Origin of the sequence: Sodalis sp. RH15 (assembly GCF_047324255.1) — a bacterium.
In the GTDB taxonomy this organism is placed as follows: domain Bacteria; phylum Pseudomonadota; class Gammaproteobacteria; order Enterobacterales; family Enterobacteriaceae; genus Acerihabitans; species Acerihabitans ligni.
In genome coordinates this window covers 5,049,340-5,069,004 of the sequence record NZ_CP178738.1, presented here as the reverse complement: position 1 = coordinate 5,069,004, position 19,665 = coordinate 5,049,340, and the positions used below count along the sequence as shown (strand labels likewise).

Annotated in this window: 18 protein-coding genes; 13 read left to right on the top strand and 5 right to left on the bottom strand. The window is 56.9% G+C overall.

Annotated elements, in window-relative coordinates; genetic code table 11:
- Positions 1-38 precede the first annotated feature (38 nt).
- Entirely contained in the window at positions 39-1,010 is a 972-nt protein-coding gene (gene ispB / locus ACL2XO_RS23005) for an octaprenyl diphosphate synthase (RefSeq protein ID WP_413741580.1), read from the bottom strand.
- Positions 1,011-1,274: 264 nt separating this feature from the next.
- Here ispB and rplU point away from each other — a divergent pair, with 264 nt between their 5' ends.
- The 4 genes from rplU to cgtA all read left to right on the top strand — a co-directional run bounded on the left by rplU (position 1,275) and on the right by cgtA (position 4,146).
- Positions 1,275-1,586 (top strand): 50S ribosomal protein L21, encoded by a 312-nt coding sequence (gene rplU, locus ACL2XO_RS23000; RefSeq protein ID WP_132925761.1) that lies wholly within the window; start codon positions 1,275-1,277, stop codon positions 1,584-1,586.
- A gap of 17 nt (positions 1,587-1,603) precedes the next feature.
- Entirely contained in the window at positions 1,604-1,867 is a 264-nt protein-coding gene (gene rpmA / locus ACL2XO_RS22995) for a 50S ribosomal protein L27 (protein WP_132925762.1), read from the top strand.
- Between the two features lie 103 nt (positions 1,868-1,970).
- On the top strand, positions 1,971-2,951 hold the full coding sequence (locus tag ACL2XO_RS22990; protein ID WP_132928001.1) for a DMT family transporter: 981 nt from the start codon (positions 1,971-1,973) through the stop codon (positions 2,949-2,951).
- A 16-nt stretch (positions 2,952-2,967) separates the two neighbouring features.
- Positions 2,968-4,146 (top strand): Obg family GTPase CgtA, encoded by a 1,179-nt coding sequence (cgtA, locus tag ACL2XO_RS22985; protein ID WP_413741579.1) that lies wholly within the window; start codon positions 2,968-2,970, stop codon positions 4,144-4,146.
- Positions 4,147-4,199: 53 nt separating this feature from the next.
- Here the strand turns inward: cgtA and ACL2XO_RS22980 are convergent, their stop codons facing one another.
- Positions 4,200-6,827 (bottom strand): ATP-binding protein, encoded by a 2,628-nt coding sequence (locus ACL2XO_RS22980; RefSeq protein WP_413741578.1) that lies wholly within the window; start codon positions 6,825-6,827, stop codon positions 4,200-4,202.
- Positions 6,828-6,968: 141 nt separating this feature from the next.
- On the opposite strand from ACL2XO_RS22980, the gene ACL2XO_RS22975 reads away from it, so the two are divergent.
- The 5 genes from ACL2XO_RS22975 to ACL2XO_RS22955 are packed head-to-tail and all read left to right on the top strand — an operon-like array spanning position 6,969 to position 12,436.
- Complete coding sequence (locus ACL2XO_RS22975; protein ID WP_413741577.1) at positions 6,969-8,480, top strand: sugar ABC transporter ATP-binding protein; 1,512 nt, start codon at positions 6,969-6,971, stop codon at positions 8,478-8,480.
- Positions 8,481-8,489: 9 nt separating this feature from the next.
- Positions 8,490-9,479, top strand: a complete 990-nt coding sequence (locus ACL2XO_RS22970; protein WP_413741576.1) for an ABC transporter permease subunit — start codon at positions 8,490-8,492, stop codon at positions 9,477-9,479.
- A 23-nt stretch (positions 9,480-9,502) separates the two neighbouring features.
- Positions 9,503-10,444, top strand: coding sequence for an ABC transporter substrate-binding protein (locus ACL2XO_RS22965; protein ID WP_132925770.1), 942 nt, complete (start codon positions 9,503-9,505; stop codon positions 10,442-10,444).
- Positions 10,445-10,494: 50 nt separating this feature from the next.
- The gene (locus tag ACL2XO_RS22960; protein ID WP_132925772.1) at positions 10,495-11,355 is read left to right on the top strand and encodes a ketose 1,6-bisphosphate aldolase; all 861 of its coding nucleotides are present in this window, start codon (positions 10,495-10,497) and stop codon (positions 11,353-11,355) included.
- A gap of 10 nt (positions 11,356-11,365) precedes the next feature.
- Positions 11,366-12,436, top strand: coding sequence for a carbohydrate kinase family protein (locus tag ACL2XO_RS22955; protein WP_413741575.1), 1,071 nt, complete (start codon positions 11,366-11,368; stop codon positions 12,434-12,436).
- Here the strand turns inward: ACL2XO_RS22955 and ACL2XO_RS22950 are convergent.
- Positions 12,371-13,132 (bottom strand): response regulator, encoded by a 762-nt coding sequence (locus ACL2XO_RS22950; protein ID WP_132925776.1) that lies wholly within the window; start codon positions 13,130-13,132, stop codon positions 12,371-12,373. The genes ACL2XO_RS22955 and ACL2XO_RS22950 overlap by 66 nt on opposite strands.
- A 123-nt stretch (positions 13,133-13,255) precedes the next feature.
- Between ACL2XO_RS22950 and ACL2XO_RS22945 the strand changes: the two genes are divergently transcribed.
- The gene (locus tag ACL2XO_RS22945; RefSeq protein ID WP_413741574.1) at positions 13,256-14,254 is read left to right on the top strand and encodes a LacI family DNA-binding transcriptional regulator; all 999 of its coding nucleotides are present in this window, start codon (positions 13,256-13,258) and stop codon (positions 14,252-14,254) included.
- A gap of 19 nt (positions 14,255-14,273) precedes the next feature.
- Here ACL2XO_RS22945 and dacB read toward each other — a convergent pair whose 3' ends face one another.
- Entirely contained in the window at positions 14,274-15,707 is a 1,434-nt protein-coding gene (dacB, locus tag ACL2XO_RS22940; protein WP_413725526.1) for a serine-type D-Ala-D-Ala carboxypeptidase, read from the bottom strand.
- A gap of 268 nt (positions 15,708-15,975) precedes the next feature.
- Between dacB and greA the strand changes: the two genes are divergently transcribed.
- Entirely contained in the window at positions 15,976-16,452 is a 477-nt protein-coding gene (greA, locus tag ACL2XO_RS22935) for a transcription elongation factor GreA (RefSeq protein WP_132925781.1), read from the top strand.
- A 117-nt stretch (positions 16,453-16,569) separates the two neighbouring features.
- Here the strand turns inward: greA and yhbY are convergent, their stop codons facing one another.
- A complete protein-coding gene (gene yhbY, locus ACL2XO_RS22930) occupies positions 16,570-16,863 on the bottom strand; it encodes a ribosome assembly RNA-binding protein YhbY (RefSeq protein WP_132925783.1) in 294 nt (97 codons plus the stop codon).
- A 146-nt stretch (positions 16,864-17,009) separates the two neighbouring features.
- On the opposite strand from yhbY, the gene rlmE reads away from it, so the two are divergent.
- Positions 17,010-17,639, top strand: a complete 630-nt coding sequence (gene rlmE, locus ACL2XO_RS22925) for a 23S rRNA (uridine(2552)-2'-O)-methyltransferase RlmE (protein ID WP_132925785.1) — start codon at positions 17,010-17,012, stop codon at positions 17,637-17,639.
- A gap of 55 nt (positions 17,640-17,694) precedes the next feature.
- Positions 17,695-19,632, top strand: a complete 1,938-nt coding sequence (gene ftsH, locus ACL2XO_RS22920) for an ATP-dependent zinc metalloprotease FtsH (protein WP_132928003.1) — start codon at positions 17,695-17,697, stop codon at positions 19,630-19,632.
- Positions 19,633-19,665: the final 33 nt, after the last annotated feature.

The window sequence follows — 19,665 nt, the reverse complement described above, 5'->3', positions numbered from 1 at the left end:
CAGAGGTGGCTCTGGTTTCCATTAAATGACGAATGTTCCTAAAACTGTCGTTGTACCGCCGAGTGCGCCAAACTTTCCAGTGCCTGCCGGAACGGCGTAGGTTCAAGACAGCCGAGACAGGAAATGGCCTTGTCCGCTTCCGCTTCGGCGCACTGGCGGGTATATTCCAGCGAACCGCATTGATGCATGGTTTCCAGTACCGATTCCAATAAATGCCGACCGTTCCCCTGCTCGATGGCTTCCCGTATCACGGCCGCCTGTTCCGCGTTGCCATGATGCATGGCGTGCAGCAGCGGCAGGGTGGGCTTGCCTTCGTTAAGGTCGTCGCCGGTGTTTTTACCCAGGGTCTTGCCGTCCGAACCGTAATCCAGCAGATCGTCGATAAGCTGGAATGCGGTGCCCAGATACCGCCCGTAGTCCCGCAGTGCGGCTTCCTGCTCCGGCGTGGCGCCGGCCAGTATGGCGGATGCGTGCGCCGCCGCCTCGAACAGCCGGGCGGTTTTGCTGTAAATCACCCGCATATAGCTCTCGACGGTAATATCCGGATCGTTGCAGTTCATCAACTGCAGCACCTCGCCCTCGGCGATTACATTAACCGCCTCGGCCATCAGCGCCAGAACCCGCAGCGATTCAAGACCGGTCATCATCTGGAACGCGCGGGTATAAATGAAATCACCCACCAGGACGCTGGCCGCGTTGCCGAAAGCCGCGTTCGCCGTGGCTTTGCCCCGGCGCATATCGGATTCGTCCACTACATCGTCATGGAGCAGGGTGGCGGTATGAATGAATTCTATCAACGCCGCCACGGTAATATGCCTATCACCGGTATAATTCAGGGCGCGCGCCGCCAGCACGGCAATCATCGGACGGATGCGTTTACCGCCGCCGCTGATGATATAATGGCCGAGCTGGTTGATAAGCACGACGTCGGAATTCAGTTGCTCCAGGATTATCGCATTGACCTTCGCCATATCCTGCGCGGTGAGTACTGTGATTTGATCAGGGTTCATTATTTTCTTTCGGCTTTATATTTTACCGTTAAGTTGAATAGTAACGCCGCTCATAGAGCCAGATGCTAGAAACTGTGTTACTGATTGTACTTGAAAACGCCAAGAGATAAATGATAGAGACGTAACCAGTCACTTTTTCGCAGTCTGTATGTATTCTGCACTTGTCATAAGCCGGTTTTTTGCGTAGAATTCGCGCCCTATTGTGAATATTTATAGCGCACTGTGGACGAATCCAAGTTGAGTGCGCGGAAAGCGGAGTTTTTTATGTACGCGGTTTTCCAAAGTGGTGGTAAACAACACCGGGTCAGTGAAGGGCAGACCGTTCGCCTGGAAAAACTGGACATCGCAACAGGTGAAACTGTTGAATTCGACCAGGTTATGATGATTGCCAATGGTGACGATATCCAGATCGGCGTTCCTTACGTCAGTGGCGGAAAGGTAAAAGCTGAAGTGGTTGCTCACGGTCGTGGCGACAAGGTGACGATTGTCAAATTCCGTCGCCGTAAGCACTATCGCAAGCAGCAGGGCCATCGTCAGTGGTTCACTGACGTGAAAATTACCGGTATCGGCGCCTAACAGAGAGGAATACACTCATGGCACACAAAAAAGCTGGCGGTTCGACTCGTAACGGTCGCGACTCAGAAAGCAAACGCCTGGGCGTTAAACGCTTCGGCGGGGAAGAAGTACTGGCCGGCAGCATCATTGTTCGCCAGCGTGGAACCAAGTTCCATCCCGGCACGAATGTCGGTTGCGGCAAGGACCATACTCTGTTCGCTTTGACTACGGGTAAAATCCAGTTCGAAGTTAAGGGACCGAAGAATCGTAAATATGTCAGCATCGTTGCCGTTGCTGCCTAAATTCTTCGCCTTTCTTTAGCACAGAAGTCAGAGTTAAGCCCCGCAATTGTTTGCGGGGCTTTTTACTTTCCTTTCCGGCTACGTTTTGCGTTAGACACTCATGATGACAAATCAGAAAGCGGGGCAGCAAGCGGGAGTGGGCATTGCTTTGGCGCTCACCACCGCCATGTGCTGGGGCGCGCTGCCTATCGCCATGAAGCAGGTTCTCACCGATATGGAACCCTATACCGTGGTGTGGTATCGGTTTCTCATGGCGGGACTCGGACTGCTGTTCATCCTGGCGCCTCGGCGGCAACTGCCGCCCCTGAGACTGTTCTTTCGCTGGCGTTGGCTGCTGTTGCTGCTTGTCGCCACCGGCGGCCTGCTGGGAAACTTTATTCTTTTCAGCTCGTCGCTCCAATACCTTAGCCCCACCGCTTCACAGGTTATAGGCCAGCTTTCGCCGGTGGGCATGATGCTGGCGAGCGTAGTGATCCTCAAAGAGCGGATGCGTATCACGCAGGTGATTGGCGCGGCGCTGCTGATTAGCGGGCTGGTGATGTTTTTCAATACCAGCCTGATAGAAATATTCACCCGGCTGACGGACTACACCCTCGGCGTGATTTTGGGGGTGTGCGCCGCCCTGGTCTGGGTCTGTTACGGCGTGGCGCAGAAAGTTATGCTACGGCGCCTGGCATCACAACAGATCCTGTTTTTGCTGTATGTTTTGTGTACAATAGCGCTAACCACGTTGACAAAACCCCTGGCGGTGCTGCACTTAAGCGGCTGGCAGGTGGCCTGCCTGGTGTTTTGCGGCGCCAACACCATTATCGGTTACGGCGCGCTGGCGGAAGCCATGGCCCGCTGGCAAGCGGCGCAGGTCAGCGCCATCGTGACGTTGACGCCGTTGTTTACCCTGTTTTTTTCAGATGTATTGTCCCTGCTCTGGCCGGAGTATTTTGCCGCTCCGACATTAAATGTCGTCGGCTATATCGGCGCGTTTGTGGTAGTGGCGGGGGCGATGTTCTCCGCCGCCGGCCATCGCTGGTGGCCCGGGCGGGCAAAATCGAGACCGGCGCTGCCAGTTGAGCCGCGCGGCAAATGAATGACGGAGAGTTCCCATGAAGTTTGTAGATGAGGCCGCCATACTGGTGGTCGCGGGTGACGGCGGCAACGGCTGCGTCAGTTTCCGCCGGGAAAAGTATATCCCCAACGGTGGACCGGACGGCGGTGACGGCGGCGACGGCGGCGACGTCTACGCTCTGGCGGACGAAAACCTCAATACCCTTATCGATTACCGCTTCGAGAAATCCTTTCGCGCCGAGCGCGGTCAAAACGGCCAAAGCCGTGATTGTACCGGCAAGCGCGGCAAGGACATCACCATCAAACTCCCTGTGGGTACCCGGATCCTCGATCAGGATACCGGCGAAATCATGGGTGACATGACTCGCCATGGACAGCGTTTGATGGTAGCGAAAGGGGGATTCCACGGTTTAGGCAATGCCCGCTTCAAATCCTCCGTCAACCGGGCGCCGCGGCAAAAGACCGACGGCACCGCCGGCGAGAATCGCCAGCTGCAGCTTGAGTTGCTGTTGCTGGCGGATGTCGGCATGCTGGGATTGCCCAATGCCGGTAAATCCACCTTTATCCGCGCGGTCTCCGCCGCCAAACCCAAAGTGGCTGATTACCCCTTTACCACCCTGGTGCCGAGCCTGGGCGTGGTGCGGATGGATAACGAGCAAAGCTTTGTCGTGGCCGATATTCCCGGCCTGATTGAAGGGGCCGCCGACGGCGCCGGGCTGGGCATTCGCTTCCTAAAGCATCTTGAGCGTTGCCGGGTGCTATTGCATCTGATTGATTTAGCGCCGGTGGATGAGTCGGATCCGGTGGAAAACGCCAAGATCATCGTGAAAGAACTGGAGCGATACAGCGAAAAACTGGCCGAAAAGCCGCGCTGGCTGGTGTTCAACAAGGTCGATCTGCTGGATGCGAATGAAGCGGACCGGCGCGCCAAGGCAATTGCCGCCGCACTGGACTGGAAAGAGCAGTTCTATATCATTTCCGCGGCGAATCGCCATGGGGTGAAGGCGCTGTGCTGGGACGTGATGTCCTTTATCAACGCGCATCCCAAGGAGCAGCCGGCCCAAGAGGTCGAACCGGAAAAAGTCGAGTTCAAGTGGGATGACTACCATCGGGAACAGCTCGAAGAAACGGCCATTGAAGCGGAAGACGACGGTCTTGATGATGATGATTGGGATGACGACGACGAAGAAGGCGTCGAGACTATTTATCATCGTTAAGGCGTAGCGCGGCCTCGCCCGCAAGACGGCTGCCTGGCAGCCGCCGCTGTCGTTTATCTGGCTTTATTGCCGGTGTTGCGGGCCAGGCGCAGCATTTGCGCCAGTTGCCGGCGGGTAAAGGGTTTGCGCAGCAGCGGGATATCCATAAGCGGTCCGATACCGTTCTGATGCAGATCCTGTCCGCTGATCAGCAGCGTTCCCAGCGCCGGATATTCCTTGCGGGCCAGCTGTATAACTTCGGCGCCGTTGTAGTCTCCCGGCAACATCAAATCGCTCACCAGCAGGTCGATATCCGGTGTCTGGCGCAATATCGCCAATGCCTCGGTACTGCTGGTGGTCGCCAGGGTCATATATCCCAACTGGTGTAGCTGCTCGCACAGGGTATCCAGCACATCCTCCTGATCCTCCAGCACCATTACCAGCAGGCTGTCGTCGGCGGGCCGATCCGGTAAAGGCTGGCGCTGAAGCGATGGTGGCGATACGGGCATGGGCGCGCGCGGTAATTGCAGGCGTACGCAGGTACCGGCGCCGGGAGCGGACTCGATTTGTACCCGGCCGCCGGATTGGCGGATAAAGCCATACACCATCGATAGTCCCAGTCCGCTGCCGCTGCCGATGGATTTAGTGGTAAAAAAAGGTTCGTAAACCTGCGATTTAATCTCATCCGACATGCCGCAACCCCTATCGATCACTTCCAGCGCCACCATGTCCTGCCGTTTTCCGCCGGTCCGCACCACGTGCTGATTGTAGGTGCGAATCAGAATTTCACCACTTCGTCCTTCCATGGCATCCCGGGAGTTCACCACCAGGTTCATGATGGCATTTTCCAACTGGTTGACATCAATCCATGCGGGCCAAACGGGAGCCCGGGACTCAAGCGTCAGTACCAGGTTCGCCGGGAGCAAATGGCATAACAGTTCGTACAGGTTTTTCACCAGTTCGGTAAGGTGTACCGCCTGGGGAAACAGCGCCTGTTTACGCGAGAATGCCAGTAGCCGGTGGGTCAGGACGGCGCCGCGTTCGGCGGCTTTCCGAGCGCGGGCGATGCGTTCATTATCGTCGCCGCTGTCTGTGCCGCACAGTTCCAGGCTGCCGATAATCACCGCCAGCAGATTGTTAAAGTCATGGGCCAGCCCGCCGGTGAGCTGGCCGACCGCTTTCATTTTCTGGCTGTGCACCAGCGCCTGCTCAAGTACCTTACGTTCGGTCCGGTCCAGCACCATATTCACCAAACCACGCTCCGCCAGCGGGCTGAACCGCAGTTCCATCGTCCGTCCGTCCGGCAGATAGATTTCCCATGCGTGCGGCTGCTCGTTATGCAGTTGCGTTGCCATGTCTTGCCAGTCGGCATTATCGGATACCCGCACCTGAAGCCGTCGGAGTTCGTCCAACAGTTCATGGTAATGCCGGCCCCGGAACAGCGCCGTGGCTTCCAGCCCCAACAGCAGCGGGTATTGGGGATTCCATACCACCAGATGGCCGTCCCGATCGAACAGGGCGAAACCATCGCGCATGGCTAAAAAGGTATTCTCCAACTGAGTGCTTTTTTCTTTCAGCAGATGCGAGGTTCGTTCAAGCGATGCGGTATTGCCGGCAAACACGTTAAAGGCCCGCGCCAGATCCCCCAGTTCATCGCGCCGCTGCAACCCCGGCACGCTCACCTGGCGTTTCCCCCTGGCCAACTGGGACATGGCATCGGCGATCACCGTCAGATTGGAGCCGATGTTACGGTAGATATACCAGCCGGCAAAGCCGGTAATCACCAGCGACAGCAAAGCGAACAGGCCGATGAGGAAGATGATCGAAGCCAGCTCTTGATGGGTCTGGCGGATATGCAGTGCCGATTCGTTCGCCACTTTTTGCACATACAGGCTGATGTCGCCGTTGAGCATGCCCACCAGGGCCTTGATATGGTAAACGTCATAGCTGATGGCCAAATCGCTGACGGACAACTGCCGGGCCAAAGGTATCAAATGGCCCTGGTTCTGTAAAAAGCGGGAAATTTTATCGCTCAGCGGATAGTCGGTGTAAGTGGCCGGCCAATCATTCATTACCTGCCCCAATTGGGTCAGCACGGCGTAGGGATTGGGGATCTTGATGGCGATATTCAACAGACCGTCGATTTGGCGGCGCAGGGCGGCGGTGGATTGCAGCTGGTTTTCACGGGCGGCGATGCTATCAATCCATTGCAGATACATCTGGCACTGGTAGAGTTCGCTCAGCAGCTGATTACGCTGCAAATGCCGCTGATAGCCGAATTCGAGCAGGCGGGTAACGTCGCCGCCCAGCGCGTTGCTGCGCTGGGCGATCCGTTCAATCAGCGCCGGTTCGCTGCTCGCCAGCGGGGATTGCGCCAATTGACGTAATGAAGACTGCAGCATCAGCTGCGTCTGTTTGAGCCGGGCCGATTCGCTCTGGTATTCCAGGGGACCCACCACCTGTGAAAGACGCATCGCCGCAATGGACACATTGGTGGTATCGCGCCCCAGGTTCATGCCGCCGGTCATCTCGCTGAGCGTGCGGGCCTGCGTTAGCGCCTGCAAATTTCCGGCGTGAATAAAACCCGTGATAGCCACCCCGCTCACCATCAATGTCACCGCGACCACCAGCAGATTAAACATCAGCAAGCGTCCGCGCACGCTGGTCAATATCGGGCGAAAGGAAAGCAGGGGCATTGTCATTACACTCCGCAGCGGGCCGGATACCAGTATAAACAGCCCGTCCCCCGACATTATGTCAAACATGAACAGGCGCTGACATCTTGCATTTATCTGCCGCTGCTTTACTGCCGCTATTCCCGATAACTGTCAGGAGTCAACAGGATGAGAACCGCGCCCATTCTCGAAATGCGTGACATCGGTAAACGCTTCGGCCAGTTCCATGCCCTCAAATCGGTCAACCTCACGGTCTATCTGGGTGAAATCCATGCATTGATGGGAGAAAACGGCGCGGGGAAAAGCACCCTGATGAAAATCCTGGCCGGCGCCTACGCCGCCAGCAGCGGCGAAATTATTATCGACGGCCTACCCAGGACCATCAAGGGGCCGAAAGATGCGCTGGCGGCGGGTATTACCCTTATCTATCAGGAACTGAATCTCGCCCCTAACCTGACGGTGGCGGAAAATATCTTCCTGGGCAGCGAGCTGCAGCGTGGCGGCCTGGTACAGCGCGGCAGAATGGCGCGGGAGGCTCAGCAGGTCATCGACCGCCTCGGTACGCGCTTTCGCGCCACCGATCGCGTGATGTCGCTGACCATCGCCGAGCAGCAGCAGGTGGAGATAGCGCGCGCCTTGCATCGCAACAGCCGTATCCTGGTGATGGACGAACCGACGGCGGCCCTCTCTTCCCGGGAAACGGTGCGGTTGTTCGAACTGATTAAACGGCTGCGCCAGGAAGGCATGGCGATCATTTACATTACTCACCGCATGGCCGAAGTGTATGAGCTTTCCGATCGGGTCAGCGTATTACGCGATGGGCAATATGTCGGCGGCCTGACGCGGGATACCCTGTCCGCCGGCGAGCTGGTGCGCATGATGGTCGGCCGGCCGCTGAGGGATTTGTTCAACAAAAATACGCAGGTGGCCATCGGGGATACTCGCCTGGAGCTGGACGGGCTGACGGACGGCCGGAAAATCAAGCCGGCCTGCCTGACGGTACGTTCCGGTGAAATCGTCTCGTTATCAGGGCTGGTGGGCGCCGGACGTTCCGAGCTGGCGCAGCTGATTTTCGGCGTGCGTAAACCCACCGGCGGCACGGTGCGGGTTGACGGCAAGTCGGTCACCATCCATTCGCCCCACGACGCCATTGCCCTTGGCATCGGTTTTCTGGCCGAGAACCGCAAGGAACAGGGGCTGTTCATGGATATGGCGGTCCAGGAAAACATCGTGATGGCGACGCTGACGCGCGACAGTTTTTACGGCCTGCTCAACCGGCTTAAAGCCCGGACCATCGCATCCGAGGCTATCCGCACGCTCAATATCCGCGTTCCCCATGCGCTGGTGCGGGCTGGCGGATTGTCCGGGGGCAATCAGCAAAAGCTGCTGGTATCGCGCTGGCTCGCCATCAAGCCGCGCATTTTGATCCTCGACGAACCGACGCGCGGCGTGGATGTGGGCGCCAAAAGCGAAATCTACCGCATGATGGGTCAACTGGCGCAGCAAGGCGTCGCTATCCTCATGATTTCCAGTGAATTACCGGAAGTGGTCGGCATGAGCGATCGTGTGTATGTGATGTGCGAAGGTCAACTGGTGGGTGAGCTTGGCCGCGAAGATATTTCGCAGGAAAAGATTATGATGCTGGCCACCGGCACCGTCCCGCAACAGGCGTCAGCATAAGGAGCCGCCATGTCCACGAATAGCCCATTACCCGAAGCCAAATCCAGCTCCATTAAACGGGCGCTGTTGAGCGACCTGATGCAAACCGTGGGCATTTTGCCGATTCTGCTGCTGATCATTGCCGTTTTCGGCTTTGCCGCGCCCAACTTTTTCACTGACAGCAACCTGCTGAACATTGCCCGCCAGGCGTCAATCAACATCGTGCTGGCGGCCGGGATGACCTTCGTCATTTTGACCGGCGGTATCGATCTCTCGGTGGGATCGATGCTCGGCGCCACGGCGGTGGTGGCGATGCTCGCTTCGCTGGACCCGGCGCTGGCTTATTTTTCCATACCCCTGGCGCTGATGGCCGGTCTATTGATGGGGCTGATAAACGGGGTGCTGGTGGCCTATTGCGGATTACCGCCGTTTATCGTCACGCTGGGCACCTACACCGCGCTGCGCGGCGCGGCTTACCTGCTGGCGGACGGCACTACGGTTATCAATTCCAGCATCAATTTTGAATGGATAGGCAACTCCTACCTGGGCATGGTGCCATGGCTCATCATCATTGCGCTGGCGGTGATTGCGGCGTGCTGGTTTATCCTGCGCCGCACCACGCTCGGCGTACATATCTACGCGGTGGGCGGCAATATGCTGGCGGCGCGTCTGACCGGCATCAAAGTGAGCTTCGTGCTGCTGTTCGTGTACGCCGCCAGCGGCCTGCTTTCCGGCCTCGGCGGGCTGATGAGCGCCTCGCGGCTCTACAGCGCCAACGGCAACCTCGGCATGGGCTATGAACTGGATGCCATCGCCGCGGTGATCCTGGGGGGCACCAGCTTCGTCGGCGGTATCGGTACGATCACCGGTACGCTGGTGGGCGCGCTGATCATAGCCACGCTGAATAACGGCATGACGCTCATGGGCCTTTCTTATTTTTGGCAATTGGTGGTCAGAGGGGCGGTGATCATCGTTGCAGTGCTGATTGACAAATACCGTACCCAAAATCACCAGGCATAACTGGCAATCACCGGAGAGATACTATGCGATTCAATCCTGTCCATACCGCGCTGTTGATGGCGGCAATCCTGAGCGCCGCTCCGTTGGCGCAAGGGAAAGAACTGAAATCCATCGGCGTGACGGTGGGGGACTTGTCTAACCCGTTCTTTGTACAAATCGCCAAAGGCGTGGAATTGAAAGCCCGCGAGCTGGCGGGGGACAAGGTTAACGTCACGCTGGAATCCAGCGGCTATGATCTTGGCCAGCAGGTGGGGCAGATTGATAATTTTATCGCTGCCAAAGTCGACATGATCGTGCTCAACGCGGCGGATTCCAAAGGAATCGGCCCGGCGGTGAAGCGCGCCAAAGCGGCCGGCATTGTGGTGGTGGCGGTGGACGTAGCGGCTGACGGCGCCGATGCCATTATTACTTCCGACAACATTCAGGCCGGCGTCATTGCGTGCAAATACATGACCGATCGCCTCAAGGATAAAGGCAATGTGGTGATCATCAATGGTCCCCCGGTTTCCGCCGTACAGAATCGGGTGGAAGGCTGTATCTCCGAATTGAAAAAACATCCCGATATCAAGCTGTTGTCCTCTAACCAGAATGCCAAGGGCAGCCGTGAAGGCGGTCTGGACGTGATGACGTCGCTGCTGGCGGCCAATCCGCATATCGACGGCGTGTTCGCCATCAACGACCCGACGGCCATCGGCGCCGATCTGGCCGCCAAGCAAGCCCAGCGCAGCGAGTTTTTTATCGTCGGCATCGATGGGTCGCCGGACGGTGAAGAAGCGCTCAAGCGTCCTAACTCATTGTTTGTCGCCACCCCGGCCCAGGATCCGCAGGTGATGGCCGCCAGGGCGGTGGAGATAGGCTACAACATTCTGCAAGGCAAGCCGGCTCCCCAGGGACCGGTGCTGATTCCGGTGTCGCTGATCGATCGTAACAATATCGGCAGCTACAAAGGCTGGACGGTGAAATAACCCTGAGGAAAACGACGGCGAACGGCTTTTAGCCTGACTGGAGGTAACGAATGGCACTGATCTCTCTTGCCGACGGGTTGGCCCATGCCCGGCAGCATGGCTATGCAATGGGTGCGTTCAATGTACTTGATACGCATTTCCTGCGGGCCATCTTCAATGCGGCGACGCGTACGCGCTCGCCTTTCATTATCAATATCGCCGAGGTGCATTTCAAATACATCGAACTGGAATCCCTGGTGGCCGCGATCAAGGCCGAAGCTGCCCGGCACGCCATCCCGGTGGTGCTCAATCTCGACCACGGGCTGCATTTCGATGCGGTAATGCAGGCTCTGCGGCAGGGTTTTACCTCGGTGATGTTTGATGGCTCGAGTCTGGACTATGAAGAGAATATCCGCCAAACGTCAGAAGTCACGCGGATGTGCCACGCTGTGGGGGTATCAGTGGAAGCGGAACTTGGCGCGGTGGGCGGCGACGAAGGCGGGGCGTTATATGGCGAGGCGGACAGCAGCAAATTTACCGATCCGGCGCGGGCCCGGGAGTTTGTAGCGCGTACCGGCATCGATGCCCTGGCGGTGGCCATCGGCAACGCCCACGGCGCCTATAAAGGCGAACCGAAGCTGGATTTCCAACGGCTGGCCGCCATTGGCCGGCAGACGGGCCTGCCGATGGTATTGCACGGCGGTTCCGGCATCAGCGATGCGGATTTCAAACAGGCCATCAGTCTGGGCATCCACAAAATCAATTTTTACACCGGTATGTCTCAGGCGGCGCTGGCGGCCATTACGGAGCGTATGGCCGATCGCCGGGCGATTTACGATGAGTACGCCGAATTACTGATGGCGGTGGAGGAAGGGATAGCCGGGGTGGTGGCCGGGCAAATGCAGGTCTTCGGCAGCGCCGGACAGGGGTAAAGGGGGCAAAATGACGCAGCGCAGCGGTATTCTGGCCGCGGGCAATATGCTGGTGGACCACGTACATTGCATTGATCAATGGCCGCAGCCGGGCTGGCTGGTGGAAATCGTCTCCAGTGAAAAGGCCACCGGCGGCGCGCCGCTCAATGTCTTGCTGACCCTGGCCAAAATGCAGACCGGCTTGCCGCTGGCGGCGGCTGGCCTGCTGGGGGAGGACAGCGATGGGGATTACATCTGCCGCAACCTGGATGATTTTCACGTCGACCGCACGGCGGTACGCCGCAGCGCGCTGGCCGGCACGTCCATGTCGCTGGTGATGACGCAGAAGAGCGGCCAGCGTACCTTTTTCCATGCCCCCGGGGCCAATCGCCTGCTGGATCTGGATGCGTTTGAAACCCTGCAAACGACACACCGGATTTTCCATCTCGGGTATTTGCTGCTGCTCGACCGCCTCGATAGCCCGGACCCGGCCTTCGGCACGCGCAGCGCCCGCCTGCTGGCGCAGATGCGGCAACGGGGTTACCACACCTCCCTTGACCTGGTTTCGCGGCAGGGGGATCCCCGTTTCCAGACGCGGGTATTGCCCGCGCTGCGCTGGCTGGACTATCTGGTAATAAACGAGCTGGAAGCCGGCGAATTTACCGGTCTGGCGCTGCGCGACGCCGGCGGATGCCTGGATGCGGGGAAGCTGACCGGCGCCGCGTATCTATTGCACCGGCTCGGCGTGCGGCGAAGGGTCGTTATTCATGCGCCGGAAGGCGCTTACGGGCTGGATGAGAGCGGTGAAGGACTGTGGCTGCCGTCGTGGCCGCTGGCGGCCCGTGACATTGTCGGTTCCGTAGGGGCGGGGGATGCGTTTTGCGCGGGAGTGCTGTACGCCAGCCATGAAAACTGGTCGCTGGCGGAAACGCTGGAACTGGCCCATGCCTGCGCCCGCTTCAATCTGCTGTGCGCCAATGCCATTGACGGCGCCCGGCCTTTGACCGAGGTGAAGGCCTTTATCGAACGGGCGCGTTCAGGCGATATTCCTGGCGCCGGGAGCGGCGGCGAGCGCGGACTCCGGCCGGATGACGTCCGCTGAAAAGACATAGCCCAATCCGCGAATGGTGCGGATCAACGAGGGCTGGTGCCGATTTACTTCGATTTTGCGCCGCAGCCGCATGATCAATACATCAACGGTACGATCGAAAACGTCCAGCATTTCGCTGTGGGTCAATTCAAGCAACTGATCGCGGGTGAGTACTTTACGCGCATGGGTAACCAGCGCCAGTAACAAGATGTATTCACCCCTGGTCAGATCAACCGGATAGTTTTGCGGGTTGAATAAAATACAGCGATCGCTGTCGAGCCGCCAGCCATTGAACTGCCAGCTATTGTCATTATCGCTGCCGGACTCTGTGGCCAGCGCATCGCTGCGGCGCAACACCGCTTTTACCCGCGCGATCATCACCCGGGGATTAAACGGCTTGACGATGTAATCATCGGCGCCCATCTCCAGCCCGACGATAATATCGGCCTCGGATCCCAGGCCGGTCAGCATCACCACCGGTAGGTGCGGTCTGGCCTGCTGGATCTGTTTCAATACCTGCAAGCCATTGATATCCGGAAGCATCAGATCCAACAGGACCAGCGAGACATCCGGTAGTTCATCCAGCACCGTCATTACCGGCTGGCCAAGATGACAGATATGGGTAGTAAAGACATGCTCGCTGAGCGCGTCTTTCAACAGTTCGCAGATGGCAGTGTCATCGTCCACGACGAGAATACTGGGTTTCATGTACTGTCCTCGCGTGTTATGAGCAGGTAAAGAAGTTTAACGTAAAACAAATGGTCGGCGTCGATATTAAGACGGATGTGTGATGCAAAATGCAAAATGATTGCTTAGACTGTGGGGTGCCTTATGGCTGCATCCCGACTTGAAAAAGTCACGCTGGAGAGCGTTGCGGCTCGATTAAATGTGAGCAGAATCACTGTCTCCAGAGCTTTCACGCATCCGGAAAAAGTCCATCCCGACACGTTGAAACGCGTCCTGGCCGCGGCTGAAAGCATGGGTTACATCGTCAATGCCGCGGCCCGGATCCTGCGGGCCAACGCCAGCAAAACCATCGGGATCGTCAATCCCGACATGAGCCATCCTTTCTTTGGGCAACTGGCCAGGGAAATGACGCTGGAGGCGCACAAGGCAGGATATGATACCCTGATTTACGATTCCTTTGAGTCGCAGGAAATAGAAAACCGTATCATTGACAAGCTCATCGGCTACGGCGTCGATGCTATCATTCTTTCCGTTATTTCTTCCGACAGGTCGTACCATCCCGCTTATTTAAAACGGCTGGAAACGCTGGACATCCCGGTGGTGTTGGTGGATCGGGATCTCAGTGCCAGGCACTGCAGCGGCGTGTATATCGATAACCTTGACTGCGGGCTCCAGGCCGGCCGTTACCTGCTGTCCAAACAGGTTAAACATGTGGTGGTGGTCTCCGGACCAAAAGACTCAAACGTATCGCGGGATCGCATCATCGGAATCAGCGCGGCATTACAGGGAGGCATTGAGCGCCTAGACATATTGCATGCCGACTTTTACATGATGCCGGCTTATCGGGCCGCCAGCCGGTATATTGAAAGCTGCCCTTTGCCGGACTATTTTGTCGGTACCAATAGCCAGATTTCCCTGGGCATCATAAAATCCTGTATTGACCATAAACTCACACCGCAAAAAGACGTCTCGCTGCTCAGTATTGACGAAATACCCGATGCAGATATTTATGGGTTCAGTTTCCCGTGCATCGCCCATAATACCCATGAAATTGCCTATCAGGCGCTGAATCTGGCCATCAGAAGGGCCACTGATGCGGGTGTTAAGCCCAGCAAAGTGATCATTCGCGGTAAATTGATGTGACCCGGTGCTAGGGCCGGCATCAGTTATTCTGATAGATGTCTTTATACAAGCGGCTTTCAAATCGCACCAGCGGAATGCGGCGATCTTTTTGATCCTGCGGCGGCACCGCATAACCCGAAAGATATTGCACAAACGCCATCCGCTGACCGCTGGCGGTGGTGATAAAACCCGCCAGGTTATAGACGCCCTGCAAGGAGCCGGTTTTTGCCGAGACCTTGCCGTCCACGCCCGCCTCATGCAAGCCGGCGCGATACATCAGCGTTCCGTCATAGCCCGCCAGCGGCAGCATAGAGATGAAATCCAGCGTTTGATCGTGCTGGCCGATGTATTGCAGCACCTGCATCATGGTCGCCGGCGAGAGCAGGTCGTGGCGGGATAATCCCGAACCGTCCACCTGGATGGTATTGCCCAAATCGATGCCGGCCTGCTGGCGCAGGATCTGCCGCACTGCGTCCGAACCGGCGCGCCAGGTGCCGGGCACTTTGAAGCGCTCGTGGCCGATGGTGCGAAAAACCGTGTCGGCTATCATGTTGTCGGATTTTTTCAGCATGATCCGCAGCAGATCGTGCAGCGGGGCGGAATAGGCCTGCGCCAGCACCGTACCGGCGGCTGTGGGATTGGTTTGGCGCCGGAGGGTGCCGCTGATGCTGATGTCGGCCTGCCGCAGTTCATCTTTCAGGATGGCGCCGGCATAACTGGCGCCGTCCTGGATGGCGAAGGCCAGCGGCAAAGGCTCCGCCCGCTGGGGCATGCAGCCGGTCAGGGTAAACCGGTTCAGTTCCCCCGGCACCACGTCAAGCTCGCAATATTGCGCATCGGGGGATCCCTTTTCCAGGGTACGCACCTGGCTGAACATCTGCACCGGGTAATAAGACGCCACGCGGATAAAGGCGGTATCGCCGGTTTTCTGGCCGCTGTAAAGTGAAACGGAAAAACAGTTCCGATCGACAATCGCCGCTCCCGGCGGGGCGCTGAAGCATTCGGTCAAATCATTCCACGGCCAGCCGGGGGCTTTGTCATGGCTGGCGAAAACCGACGTATCGATGATCAGATCCCCCGATATCTGCCGAATACCCTGCTTGCGCAGTCCGGCAACCATATTGCGCAGCTGCTGGCGGGTCAGGGTAGGGTCGCCGCCGAAGCGGGCCACCAGATTGCCATGCAAAACCCCGTTTGTGACCGGGCCGTAACTTTCCAGGGTGGTGGTGAAACGATAATCAGGGCCTAACTGCAATAACGCCGCCAGAGCGGTAATCACTTTTTGCGTACTGGCGGGCAGCGCCATTTGCTGGCTGTGAAAGTCGATGGCGGGGGCGGTTGCGCCGATTTTTTGCACAATCAACGCCAAATTCGCGCCATCGGGTAATGATTCCATGTAATTTTCAACCGGCGTCGCCTGTGCACAGAGCATGAAAACGCTGGTGAGTCCTATAAGCAAACGTGAAAAACGCATAATTTTCGGCAAAGGCAATGTAACGTGCTGCCATACTACGGTGCAAACAGGGTTAAAGTAAACGATGACCCATGAGGAACTCTGGGTTAAAATACGTATCAAAATGCAAATTGCCCCGGCCTGGAATTTTTCCTCAGGTCAGGATTTTTTTGCTTTCCGCTTAGGTAGTGGCGTAAACCATAGCGCCGTGACTACTGTAAGTCATGCCGAGAATACGGCATGTCTTGAAGGTGGGAAGCTTAGCAGGATGAATTTCAGAGGTATTGCCATGACTCCAGTTCCTATGACCTTGCGTGGTGCTGAAAAATTACGGGAAGAGCTTGAATTGTTGAAAAGCGTTCGTCGCCCGGAAATCATCAGAGCCATCGCCGATGCCCGTGAACACGGCGATTTGAAAGAAAATGCGGAATACCACGCCGCACGTGAGCAACAAGGGTTTTGCGAAGGACGTATCCAGGAAATCGAGGCGAAATTATCCAATGCCCAGATTATCGACGTCACCAAAATGTCGGCTAACGGCCGGGTAATATTCGGCAGCACGGTGAGTATTCTGAACCTGGAAAACGAAGAAGAGCTGACCTACCGTATCGTCGGCGACGACGAAGCGGATTTCAAACATAATCTTATTTCCATCAATTCACCGATGGCCCGCGGCCTGGTGGGAAAGGAAGAGGGCGACGTTGCGCTTATCCGGACGCCCGGCGGCGATGTGGAATATGAAATCCAGAAGGTTGAATATCTGTAAGGGCAATTGCGCTCGCAGATATGACAGGTAAGAAGAATTGTAAAGAAAGGAAAAAGGCCGTAAGCGGCCTTTTCCTGCATTAAAGAGCATGGCACCTTTGCAGATGCGGCAATAGGGTCAGCGCGGTAAAGTGATTTTTCGCTCCTTGGCCGGACGGTAGAGTACCAGGATGCTGCCGATAATCTGAACGCAGACGGCACCGGTCTCGCGCACGATGGCATCGGCGATGAGCTTTTTGGTGTCGCGTTCTTCGGCGGCGATTTTGATTTTTATCAGCTCATGATGCTCAATGGCTTGCTCGATTTCCGCCAGAACGCCTTCCGTCAGGCCGTTATTTCCCAGCATGACGACGGGTTTGAGCAGATGCGCCAGACCTTTCAGGTGCTGTTTTTGCTTGTTGTTCAGATTCATTTGTCTTTTTTGCTTACGTTGGGATTGAAAACGGCACATTCTACCGCCATCTCATGATTATCACCAAATCGGTCGTGATTGTATCCGGCGCAAGAGTGCCTCATTCCTTCACCAATGCCCCACTTTCAGGATAGTTGGATAATAAAATGACCACCAAAAAGCGTTCCGGCAGCTCAAGTCGGTGGCTACAGGAACACTTTAGCGATAAATATGTACTTGAGGCACAAAAAAAAGGACTGCGTTCCCGTGCCTGGTTTAAACTTGAAGAAATACAGCAGGGCGACCGGCTTTTCAAACAGGACATGGCCGTGGTGGATTTAGGCGCCGCGCCCGGCGGCTGGTCGCAATATGTCGCCACGCAAATTGGTAAAAAAGGGCGTATCATCGCCTGTGATATTCTCCCCATGGATCCGATTGTGGGCGTTGATTTTCTGCAGGGCGACTTTCGCGATCCTCTGGTATTAAAAGCGTTGCTGGAGAGAGTAGGCGAAGGAAAAATTCAGGTGGTCATGTCCGACATGGCGCCGAATATGAGCGGTACCCCGGCTGTCGATATTCCCAAAGCCATGTATTTAGCGGAATTGGCATTGGAGATGGGTCGGGATGTGCTGGCACCAGGCGGCAGTTTTCTGGTTAAAGTCTTTCAGGGAGAAGGTTTTGATGAATACCTGCGGGAAATTCGCTCCCTATTTACGAAGGTAAAGATTCGTAAGCCAGACGCTTCCCGCGCACGTTCGCGAGAAGTGTACATTGTGGCGACAGGGCGCAAAGTATAGTACCCTACGCTAATTGTTAACACCGTTGTAATATGAGGTTAATCCCTTGAGTGACATGGCGAAAAACCTGATTCTCTGGTTGGTCATCGCGGTAGTGCTGATGTCTGTATTTCAGAGCTTCGGGCCCAGCGAGTCCAATGGCCGTAAGGTGGATTACACTACCTTTATGTCTGAATTGAATCAGGATCAGATTAGGGAAGCGCGTATTAACGGGCGTGAGATTACCGTTACCAGGAAAGACAGTAACCGTTACACCACGTATATCCCGGTCAATGACCCGCGGTTATTGGATTCCCTGCTGACCAAGAATGTTAAAGTTGTCGGTGAGCCGCCGGAAGAACCGAGCCTGCTGGCCTCTATATTCATTTCCTGGTTCCCGATGCTGTTGCTGATTGGCGTCTGGATCTTCTTCATGCGGCAAATGCAGGGCGGCGGCGGCAAGGGGGCGATGTCCTTCGGCAAAAGCAAGGCCCGGATGCTCACTGAGGATCAGATCAAAACAACCTTTGCCGACGTGGCGGGCTGTGACGAAGCAAAAGAAGAAGTCAGCGAACTGGTGGATTATCTCCGCGAGCCGAGCCGCTTCCAGAAGCTGGGTGGGAAAATTCCGAAAGGCGTGCTGATGGTGGGCCCGCCGGGGACAGGTAAAACCCTGCTGGCGAAAGCCATCGCCGGTGAAGCGAAAGTGCCGTTCTTCACCATCTCCGGTTCGGATTTCGTGGAAATGTTCGTCGGCGTCGGCGCATCCCGTGTGCGCGATATGTTCGAACAGGCCAAGAAGGCCGCTCCCTGCATCATCTTCATCGATGAAATCGATGCGGTGGGTCGCCAGCGCGGCGCCGGCCTCGGCGGCGGTCATGACGAACGTGAACAAACGCTGAACCAGATGCTGGTGGAAATGGACGGCTTCGAAGGCAACGAAGGCATTATCGTGATTGCCGCCACCAACCGTCCCGACGTGCTGGACCCGGCTTTGCTGCGCCCCGGACGTTTTGACCGCCAGGTGGTGGTGGGTTTGCCGGATGTCCGCGGCCGTGAACAGATTCTGAAAGTGCATATGCGCCGCGTGCCGTTATCCACGGATATGGATCCTTCCGTGATTGCGCGCGGTACTCCGGGTTTCTCCGGCGCCGATTTGGCCAACCTGGTGAATGAAGCCGCGTTGTTCGCCGCCCGCGGCAGCAAGCGCGTGGTGTCCATGGTGGAGTTTGAAAAAGCCAAGGACAAAATCATGATGGGCGCTGAACGCCGTTCCATGGTGATGACGGAAGCGCAGAAGGAGTCCACCGCCTATCATGAAGCGGGCCACGCCATTATCGGCCGTCTGGTGCCCGAGCATGATCCGGTTCACAAAGTTACCATTATTCCGCGCGGACGCGCGCTGGGCGTCACGTTCTTCCTGCCGGAAGGAGATGCCATCAGCGCCAGCCGCCAGAAGCTTGAAAGCCAGATTTCCACCCTGTACGGCGGCCGTTTGGCGGAAGAAATCATTTACGGACCGCAGAAAGTCTCCACCGGCGCTTCCAATGATATCAAGGTGGCCACTTCCATTGCCCGTAACATGGTGACCCAATGGGGCTTCTCCGACAAGCTGGGACCCTTGCTGTACGCCGAAGAGGAGGGCGAAGTCTTCCTGGGCCGTTCGGTGGCGAAAGCCAAGCATATGTCCGACGAGACGGCGCGTATCATCGACCAGGAAGTGAAATCCCTGATTGAACGCAACTACACCCGCGCCCGTACGCTGCTGATGGAAAATATGGATATCCTGCATTCAATGAAAGATGCACTGATGAAGTATGAAACCATCGACGCGCCGCAAATCGATGATTTAATGGGACGCAAAACCGTCCGTCCGCCCGCCGGATGGGACGATTCGCCGAGCAACCACTCCTCCGATAACGGCGGCACGCCTAAAGCGCCGACGCCGGTGGATCAGCCCAATACGCCGACGGGCAATACCATGTCCGAACAGTTCGGCAATAACCGGGCGTAACAACCGGTCCCGGCTGCGCACGTTGCCAATCCC